Here is a 9,907-nt window from a genome sequence, read left to right as displayed (position 1 = left end):
CACATCCCGACCACCGTGCAGGGGGTGCTGGCGGCCCGGATCGACCGTCTACCGGTCCCGCAAAAGGGATTGCTGCAAACGCTCGCGGTCATCGGCACCGAATTCCCGTCCAGTCTGGTCCGGCATGTGACGGGGCAGCCCGAAACCGCGCTGCACCCGCTGCTAGTCGACCTCCAGGCCGGGGACTTTATCTATGAGCGTCCCGCTTACCCCGAAGTCGAGTACGCGTTCAAGCATGCGTTGACCCAGGAAGTCGCGAGTAACTCCCTATTGTCGGGGCAGCGTAGCCTCCTGCATGAGCGCACGGCCCAGGCGATCGAGGCGCTGTTCCCGGACCGGCTTAAGGAGTACTGCAACGAGTTAGCGCATCATTACAGCCAAAGCGGCAATGTGCCGAAGGCGGTCGAATACCTGCAGCTGGCGGGCAAGCAGGCCCTGCAGCGCTCCGCCCAGCTCGAAGCGATTGGCCATCTCAGCGCGGCGCTCGAACTGCTCAAGACCCTGCCTGACACGCCCGAACGCCTGCAGGAAGAACTGACGCTCCTGCTAATGCTTGGCCCGGCGTGGATGGCCGCGCGCGGCTCCGGCGCCCCAGAGGTGCAGGTGACCTACACGCGGGCCCTCGCGCTGAGCGAGCAGGGTGAGGACATGCCGCAGTGCTTCTCGGCCCAACTCGGTCTGTGGTCCTTCTACCTGTTGCGCGCCCAGCTCAAGACGGCGCAGGCGCTAGGCGAGCGGCTGCTCAGCCTCGGGCAGGATACGCAGGACCCGGAACAGATGGCCGAGGCACACCGCGTGCTCGGCTCGACCGTGTTCCGCCTCGGCGAGTTCACTGCGGCCCGCTCCCACATGGAGCAGGCGCTGGAACTGCACCGCCCCGACCGGCCATCCTATGGTCATCTCTTGCGCTATGTGCGCAACCCCGCGGTCCACATGCGCTCTACACTGAGCTGGATCCTCTGGTATCTGGGCTTGCCGGATCAGTCCCTTGCCTGCTCGGCAGAGGCCCTGGCGATGGCCAGGCAGGCCTCTGACCCGTTCGGCCTTGCCTTGAGCCTGATCTTCGCGGCCGAACTGCATCAGCGCCGGGGCGAACCGGAAAGGACGCTCGAGTACGCTAATGCCACGCTGGCCCTCTCGAGCGAGCATGGATTTCCGCTCTATTTGGCCTGGGCAACGATCTTGCGAGGCTGGGCTCTCGCAAGGATGGGAAAAGATGAGGAAGGCATTGCGCTGATCCAACGGGGCCTTCGAGCTCACGAGGCTACCGGCGCCGCACTGGGACGGCCATCCCTTCTCGGACAGCTCGCCGATGCCTATGGCAAGGCAGGGCGCCCTGAAGCAGGACTGCGTGTGCTCGTCGACGCGCTGGCGCTGGTAGGTAACACAGGTGAACGTTTCGATGAAGCCACGCTGAACCGCCTGCAGGGCGAGTTGATGCTGCAGTTGCCACGAGAGCACCCCAAGGCTTCCGCAGTGGTTGAAGCCGCCAAAACATGCTTTCTGAAGTCAATTGCGCTTGCTCAGCAGCAGGAGGCTATGTCAGTTGAAATTCAGGCAACGCTTAGCCTCGCCCGGCTTTGGCACAGTCAAGGCGAGAGCGATGCCGCGCGTCAAATGCTGGCCAAGATTCATGGTGCCTTCACTGAGGGCTTGGACACTGTCGATTCGCGCCACGCAAAAGCCTTCATCCAGCGCTTGTCGTAAGCGGTGATCAGCTAGACAAAATGTATTGACCTGGCGCACCTCAAGCGACGTGGGCGCGACCCGTACTTCATTGAGAAGTAGGCGACATAAGCGGCTTGTATCTGAGCCCGGTGGTCTTGTGCGTGGACGAGAAGAGCCAAAGGCCAGGCGCTCGAACGCACACAACCAGTACTAACCATGGTGAGCTACGTAGAGGGTGTCACGCATGACACTTGACGGCGCCCATAAGGCAAGGCTTGACACGGTTCTGTCAAGATAGCATACTAGGTATATCTAGATGGCGCTAGCCACACCCCAGAGGACAGTGATGAAGAGACACGACCTTTTTTGCTATTGCGGCGTTCCCGCAAACGCGGGCCAGCAGGCGGAGCAATCACGATGAACCAAAATTCCATTCCTGACAAAATCCCGCGTCCACTTCCGCCTGCACCCGATGTGCCTCATGAGGAACTTGAGGCACGCCTGCGGAATATCCGCAAAGAGATGGAGCGAGACCATCTCGACGCGATCGTCCTTTCCGATAAGAAGAACATCCAATATTTCGCAGATTTTCACACGCTATCCTGGGCGTACAAAGCTCGTCCGGTCTTCGCAGTTATCACCGAAAATGACTTCTTTGTGTTGGGCAGCAAGACCGAGTCAAAGAACGTCAATCTAAAGCCTCGAGCGTTTACCGCACAATATTATGATGGATACCTCGCTGAGGGCGTCGAACTAGTAGTGGACAGCATTCGCAAGTCCTGCAAAGGCATTGCGCCGAGGATTGGTCTTGATTATGGACAGGATATGGCTGGGCTCGGCTCATTAGAGCTGGTCGAAGCTCTGAATAATCTGTCTTCGGGCGGTAAAGTGCTGACCGCTGTGCAGACACTCTGGCGCGTTCGTCTTATCAAATCGCCTTTTGAAGCTTCGCTAAAACGCACCGCGTTCGCAATCGTAAATGACGCCTTCGATCGCGCCATTGCAGACGCGCGCCTTGGGATGCCGGAGTACGAACTTTACCAGCGCATGCAAGCTGAAATTTTTCTGAACGGAGCTGAAAGCGCTGATCAGATAGCGATGCTATTCAGTAAAGGCGATTTCGCCTATGGCCGCCAACCCAGTGCAAGGCAGCTGGAACCAGGGCATTATATTTGGACGGACTTTCGGGCAACCTATGGCGGATACCCAGCGGACCGAAACCGTACCGCACGAGCGGGTGAACCGGAACAGTGGGAAAGAGAAACCTACACGCTTATGCGGGATCTGACCCATGCTCTGGCGCGTTCCGTCAGGGCTGGCATGACGTGCGCGGACGTCTACGCCAATTTTAACAGGCTGTGGAATCAATTCAAGCCTGGCCAGCTGTATGGGGCGGTCTCTCGAATCGGCCATGGTGGCGGCATGGACGTGACTGAACCACCATCGCTTTCGTCCAGTGACCACACCGAAATCCGTCCTGGCATGGTCCTGCATATCGAGCCAAAGCTAGAACGAGATGGCGCAGTGTTCCAATTCGAAGAAGTGATCTATGTGCGGGACGAAGGTATTGAATTTCTATCAGCACTGTCGCCAGAAGTGATTCCCGTGATTCTTTAAATACCATTAGGGCTTAGTAATGTCGACACCAACGCGTATTTGGTCGCCGATCGATTTCAGTCGTGACGGAAAGCAGTCCGATTGTCTACGGTTGCCGATTTCCACCGACCTATCGGCCTATGGCTGGATTCCTATTCCAGTTGTTTGCATCCGCAATGGCGACGGACCGACAGCAGTTCTCATCGCCGGAACGCACGGCGACGAGTATGAAGGGCAGATAGCCCTAATGGAGCTCGCGCGTTCTATCGAGCCGAGCCAGATCCACGGCAGGATCATCATTCTTCCTGCGCTTAACTATCCAGCCGTCGAGGCTGGGCGGCGTGTGTCCCCTATTGACGAGGGTAATCTAAACCGCGTCTATCCGGGAAAGGCGCATGGCACCGCGACGGAAATGATCGCGCATTATGTTACTGAAATCATCTTGCCTCTGGCGGATATTGTCGTAGACCTTCATTCTGGAGGACGCTCACTTGAATATCAGCCTTGTGCTCTAATTCGTCCGTCTGCAGATCGTGAGCGCCATCAACAGCTGCTAGAACTTGTGCGGGTCTTTGGCGCACCCGTGAGCTATCTGACTGATGGCAAAGGCGGCGGGGGCAATACCACCTTACCTGCAGCGGCCGAGCTGTTGGGCGTCCCCGTCATCACGGCAGAGCTGGGAGGTGGCGCAACTTACCGCCAGAAGGGGAAAGACATCGCCAGTTCGGGTGTCAGACGACTTCTCAGTCATTTGGGGATTCGAGAGGATCGCGAAGTCGCTGCCGCCGATGAAACCCGCATGACTGACGTGCCGGGCCGGGAATATTACCTCTACGCCGAATCTGACGGGCTGTTTGAACCGGCAGTTGCCGTCGGAGTTGATGTGACAGCGGGGCAGCATGCGGGGTACTTGCACTCATTCTGTCGCCCGACGGAGCCTCCAATCGCACTGTCTTTCCCAGCTTCCGGGCTTATTGCGTGCCATCGTTTTCCGACCCTTACGCGGCGCGGCGACTGCCTTTACGGATTGATGCGAGACATTTCAGGTAACTAAACTAGGCAACGACGATGAGCGGGACATCACTTAATTTGTACATCACCGGCATGAACTGCATCCGGTGCGGCACTTCGCATCCCATCGCCGACTATTTTGAGGGGTGCCCCGCTTGCTTGGCAGAGGGCTTTCCCACTAGTGTCGCGCCACACTATGAGGAAGTCCCACACACGTATGACCGCGACCACCCCGAAACATGGTTGGCCTATTCTGGTGGACCCTTCCTCGGCGAAGGGAGGACTCCGCTTGTTGCGTTGCCTAAGTTGGCTGAGGAAATTGGCGTTCGGGCTCTCTTCGCGAAGAACGAAAGTGCTAATCCGACTGGCTCCCATAAGGACCGGATGAGTGCTCTCTTTGTTCAGCGCGCTAAAGAGGTCGGTGCGACCACCGTTGCAGCGGCGTCTAGTGGTAACGCCGGCGTGTCGCTCGCGGCATATGCAGCACACGCTGGACTACGATGCGTGGTCGTCACCACGCCAAAAATGAGTGGCAACTGGCGCCGCGCTGTAGAAATGCATGGGGCTGAGCTGATCGCCACCGCGACGCCGGAGGAACGATGGGAACTTATTCGTCGTAAATCCGTTGCGGGAGAGTGGTATCCGGCTACGAACTATTTGACACCTCCTGTGGGCAGTAATCCGTTTGGCGTAGACGGCTACCGCGCGATTGCGCTGGAACTATACGGTCAATGCGATGCTGACGCTCCACCGACTGACATCATCGTCCCGACAGCGCGAGGCGACATCCTATGGGGTATCGCACGGGGTTACCTGGACCTTAAGAAGGCAGGCCTTGTCCCCGCGGTGCCGAAGGTGCATGCAGTGGAGCCGTTCCCTAGAATCGCCCGGGTCTTCGATGGTGCAGACTTGCGAGGGGATTTCCCTGGGGAATCGAAAATGGCTTCTATTGGGGGGTCTACTGTAACCTATCAGGCGCTGGAGGCATTGCGCTTGACCGGTGGAAGCACCGCGACCGTCGATGAGGCCGCGGTTATCAGCGATCAGCGAAAATTGGCACAAGCGGGACTCTATGCCGAACTTTCCAGTGCAGCTGCGCTGTCTGGCCTCAGGCAACTCGTCCGTGAGCGAACCGTTTCTTCCGAAGCACATGTGGTGCTCGTCGTTACTTCGCATGGGTACAAAGAGGACGCGCGTTACGATCACCCACTACCTTTGGTTTCGGTCGGATGACGGCACAATGTCAGTTCCGGCCTCGGTCGAAGCCGCCGTGGGGAGTTCGCGAAGCTGACTGTTTTAAACTCTGCCTGTCTTCGGCTGCCTAAGCGTTCCGCTTAATTTCGGCTTCTGTCATTCTCACAATTGACTGGTAGCCCAACTCCGTACCGTCTCGTGCCGGCAGTTACTCTAGTCGCCGGCCGATGCCGTCTACCGCTCAGCCCGTTGTCTGCGCCATTCGGCAACACTTTTGGTCGCCGTCCATTAGCAACTTCCACTCACACCGATTGAGAGCTTCTCCCGGCGTTGCCCCTACCGGGAACCACGCGACCGGCGGACGATGACTATCTAGAACTTGACAGGAGGTTGTGCTAGAGTAGGTATAACAAGTATATCTACTATGGTCGTATCACCATTTGTCCTCATTGGAGAAGTCAACCAGGATGAGCCAGTGAACGAAATACGCTATTCAACAGTTGAGCGGCTAGCGCGCTATGTGTGCGACTTGCGACCGACTGACATCTCGGACACAGTCAAGGATCGCGCCGCAATGTGCATCCTGGATACGCTAGCTGCGGCCGCGGCTGGAGTGCATGTACCCAGCGTGGTAGCGGCACGCCAGGCTAGTGTTGAGTTGTTCGGTAAGGGAGATGTCGCCATCTGGTTTGACGGACGAAGGACAACGGCCGCAGGCGCAATTTTCGCCAATAGCTCCGCGGCAGCTGTACTGGATATGGACGACGGACATAGGGAAGCCCGCGGGCATCCCGCAGCCGCAATAGTTCCTGCGGTGCTAGCGTTTGCCGCTGAAATCGGGAGTTCTGCGGATGATGCACTGAGTGCAATCGCGATTGGCTACGAAGTCGGAATCAGAATTAAGACCGGACGTGGCGACCACGGACAAAAAGGCGCACACGGACAGACCGGCGTTTGGGCGGGATTCGGTGTTTCAGCGGCTCTATGTTGGCTGCGCCGTGCTTCGCACGATCAGCTTGCCAACAGTTTGGCATTGGCGGGAGTGTTTAGCCCTAACTTGATCGCTACAGCGTACACAAGTCAGCTTGGAGCAGATGTTAAAGAAGGCATTCCTTGGAGTGCCGTGACCGGGTACACGTCATTCATGCTGGCAAATTTTGGGCATGCTGGTTTCAACGATATTCTAGATCATTCACCCTTTTACGATTCGGAGCACATCCTTCGAGGGTTAGGTGAAGGTGAGATGAAAATCAAGGGCAACTATTTCAAACCGTATGCCACTTGTCGACATTTCCATCCGGCCCTTAAGGCACTAGAAACGTTGATCAAGAAGCATGACATTCAGCCAAGTGACATCATCGAGATAAAGGTTTATATCTATGATTATGCGCTAAGGTTATCTAACAAAACGCGACCAGAAAATCTGACCGACATCCAATACAGTATTCCCTACTCCATGGCGGTTATGGCAATCTTAGGTAGCGACGCTTTCTTGCCAATTGATGAGTCATTGCTCGATCGGCCAGATTTATGCGCTCTCGCTGAGAAAGTTGAAATTTTGGTAGACCCCGAGTACAGCGCGCTATTTCCTCAGCTCCAACGAAATCGCGTGGAGGTCGTAACCGCATGCGGGGCGTACTCGTCGCCAGCGACGTCGGCCCCTTGGGATCAGGATGAACCCATGTCAATGAAGATACTTGGGCGCAAGTTTCGAAGAGCGTCGGCGAATACTCTAAATCATAGCCAACAGGACGACGTGCTGCGGGCTGTAGAAGATCTCGTGCGTGGCGAAATCACGCCACTTCTCGAAGTGATGGCCAGCCCGACGGCGATAAGTCTCTAGTCGAACAGGCTGTTCGAAGACGCCCTGCCAGTGCGCCCCTCTTTCTTCCGTTGGAGGCGTTGTAATGGCGGGCTTTTACCGGCCCGATGACGGCCGTAGGAGGCTTTGGAGCGGCACTGCCGGTGCGGTGGTGCAGGGGCGACGCCCTGGAAATTTGTTGGCTCGCCGGAACTGGTAACCATCGTGTTTCCGTCATGCCATGAAGTCCTATTGAATCAGTGTAAGGTCCAGATGACAGTGTCAGAACTCAAGCAAGGTGACAGTGTGGTGCGAGAGGCGGACTCTCGTGAGAAAAGGCCGGTCCTGGGAGTCATCAAGCTGGACTCCGGTGACGAAATGAAACAATCGTGCGAGAGTGGCGATGAGGGGTCAGTGATGCCCTTCATGGTGGACGACCCAGCCCTGTGGCCGGTGCCTTTAAGCAAGACCATTGCCCAGGGTGCCGATGCAGCGTCCAACAAGATTCCGACTCCCGCGGCTGCCAATGGCATTCTGGAGGCGGCTAAGCGACTCGATGGACGCACCGATCTGATCATCGGGAATTGCGGCTATATGTGGGCGTCCCGTGAACACCTATATGGACAAACATCTACGCCCGTACTGACCAGTGCGCTCGAATTTCTCGACCTCGCACTGCGCATGACTAAGTCGCCTGTTGGAATTATCACTTGGGACGCGAAGCCGCTTGTACCTCTACTGGAAAATCATCCCGGTTTTGACCGCCTTCGTTTCCTTAGCATAAGTAGCCTGCCTGACTGGGCGAACTGGGTCTTTGACCGGTGCGCCGACGAAAATCCATGCCGTTGGAGCAAAGACGGTATGGCCAGACAGTTGACTGAGTGCCTGGTTGAGGCGTTCGACAAGGATGGGGCTTTCAATAACATCGGTGTCTTGGTGCTGGAATGCACGTTGGTTCCGGATTTTCGGAAATCAATCCGTGAAGTTACGTCCATTCCAGTATTAGATCTTCTTCATTTCGCGAAAACGGCGCTAGCATAGGGTTTTGGACTGGCAGATCGGATAGCGGCTTGATAGCCTTCCGCCGGTCAGCCGCTCAAATGGCGCAATAAACGCCACCTACTACAAGCAGGAGACAAATATGGTTTCACTTTCGAAATTTTTTATGTGTATGGCTGTGGCCGTTGGCATGACCGCCTCAACAGCCGCAACGGCTCAGCAGACTAAGGAGCGTGTTCTGCGAGACGGAAGTATCACGATTGGTATAACCAATAATTCTCCGTGGTCGTTTATCAATCCAGATGGTAGTGTTTCCGGAGTTCACCCGGATCTGATTAGAGCCGTTTTACGGCCGCTTGGAATCAAGCAGTTCGAATTTATTAATATGGAGTTCGGTGCCCTTATCCCGAGCGTGCTCGCGAAGAAAGTCGATGTCATTGCGGCCGGTATGGGCATAACGGCACCTCGTTGCAAGCAAGTAGTCTTCAGTAACCCAGATCTTGCAAGCATCGATGGGGTGCTCGTTAAGAAAGGCAATCCGTTAAAAATCCACAGCTATCAAGATGTTATCAACAATCCGGCTATTCGGATGGGCGGCGGCCGAGGCAGCTCCAATACCGAAAATGCGGTTGGTGCAGGCATTCCTCGAGAGCGGATGCAGTTGTTTCAGAGTGTTGATTCTGGTGTTGCCGCGCTCGTAGCCGGACGGATCGACGCCATCACGTTTGGTGCGGCAACTGCCGATACACTCCTCAAGCAACCTGCGCTCAACGATCGCATTGAACGAGCCCTTCCATTTAAGGGACGCATTCTCAAGAATGGTCGCGAGGCTGCTAACTATGGTGCCATGGTGTTTCGGCCCGAGGATGCCGATCTCCGCGACGCCTACAATACAAGCTTTGAGAAGCTGAAAGCTGATGGCACGGTAAAAACCATCCTGGCAAAGTACGGATTTCCGGAAGCTCCGGAAGGTTTGACGGTGAAGGAGCTGTGCTCGCCTGACTATTACAAGTAAAAAGCAGAGTACCGTTGATGGGGCGTGCATGCTCCAGTGCGATATCAGCGTAGCGGTGGCATTGCAGCAATTATTTGATTGCGCATGCCATCGCCCCCGAACCCTGGGGGGCGGGGCGCAGGACTGGCGTCCCGCAGGTCGAATCGCTGCCCTTCTTGTGGAGCGTCCTCCTTCCGCGGTGACCTGCAGGACAACTTAACTCCCGCAATGCCTGTCGGCTAGATTAACCTGCATCTAGACGGTCAGCCGGCTTGTGGTAGTTTGGTTCAGCGAGAGAGAGCGACGCGAGACACCGGATCGAGTGGCTTTTGAAAGAATTGCACGTTCAATAATTAGGCGTGTCTCAGCCGCGTCACGCGAGGGAGGGAGTCGTGTTACAAGGCGGAAAATGAGGCAGCGGCTTGTCGGGTCAGTCGAGAGGCTTACCCTGACGGCTGTCCGCCTCCTCTCGGCGACTACAAAAGACCTATAGACTATGCAAAACAAAGAATTTGTGGCATTTCGGCTTGGTCACTAGTCGGCCCTGAACAATCCCGCAAAGCCAGGCCTAGTACAACATCCCGTAAATAGGTTGAATAATTAATCGCCTCGGATATCATGGCGGGATGAGCCGAGGCCGCCAA

General features: G+C 56.3%; 6 protein-coding genes and 2 pseudogenes. All 8 read left to right on the top strand.

Annotation, left to right across the window (positions count from 1 at the left end):
- A pseudogene (locus J8I82_RS36485) lies at positions 1-1,707 on the top strand (tetratricopeptide repeat protein); the annotation flags it as partial.
- Between the two features lie 57 nt (positions 1,708-1,764).
- Positions 1,765-1,917 (top strand): annotated as a pseudogene (locus tag J8I82_RS39820) (IS630 family transposase); the annotation flags it as partial.
- 168 nt (positions 1,918-2,085) lie between these two features.
- Complete coding sequence (locus J8I82_RS36480) at positions 2,086-3,285, top strand: M24 family metallopeptidase (protein WP_209765305.1); 1,200 nt, start codon at positions 2,086-2,088, stop codon at positions 3,283-3,285.
- Positions 3,286-3,304: 19 nt separating this feature from the next.
- Entirely contained in the window at positions 3,305-4,318 is a 1,014-nt protein-coding gene (locus J8I82_RS36475) for a succinylglutamate desuccinylase/aspartoacylase family protein (protein WP_209765303.1), read from the top strand.
- A 14-nt stretch (positions 4,319-4,332) separates the two neighbouring features.
- Positions 4,333-5,508: a threonine synthase gene (locus J8I82_RS36470; RefSeq protein WP_245180599.1), complete on the top strand. Its 1,176-nt coding sequence runs from the start codon at positions 4,333-4,335 to the stop codon at positions 5,506-5,508.
- A gap of 436 nt (positions 5,509-5,944) precedes the next feature.
- Positions 5,945-7,312, top strand: coding sequence for an MmgE/PrpD family protein (locus tag J8I82_RS36465; protein WP_209765301.1), 1,368 nt, complete (start codon positions 5,945-5,947; stop codon positions 7,310-7,312).
- A 237-nt stretch (positions 7,313-7,549) separates the two neighbouring features.
- Positions 7,550-8,311, top strand: a complete 762-nt coding sequence (locus J8I82_RS36460; protein ID WP_209765299.1) for an aspartate/glutamate racemase family protein — start codon at positions 7,550-7,552, stop codon at positions 8,309-8,311.
- A 100-nt stretch (positions 8,312-8,411) separates the two neighbouring features.
- On the top strand, positions 8,412-9,284 hold the full coding sequence (ehuB, locus tag J8I82_RS36455; RefSeq protein WP_209765297.1) for an ectoine/hydroxyectoine ABC transporter substrate-binding protein EhuB: 873 nt from the start codon (positions 8,412-8,414) through the stop codon (positions 9,282-9,284).
- Positions 9,285-9,907 lie beyond the last annotated feature (623 nt).

Origin of the sequence: Cupriavidus consociatus (assembly GCF_017814975.1) — a bacterium.
GTDB classification, from domain to species: domain Bacteria; phylum Pseudomonadota; class Gammaproteobacteria; order Burkholderiales; family Burkholderiaceae; genus Cupriavidus; species Cupriavidus consociatus.
Note: the sequence above shows the minus strand (reverse complement) of the source record. Positions and strands in the feature narration are given on the sequence as shown.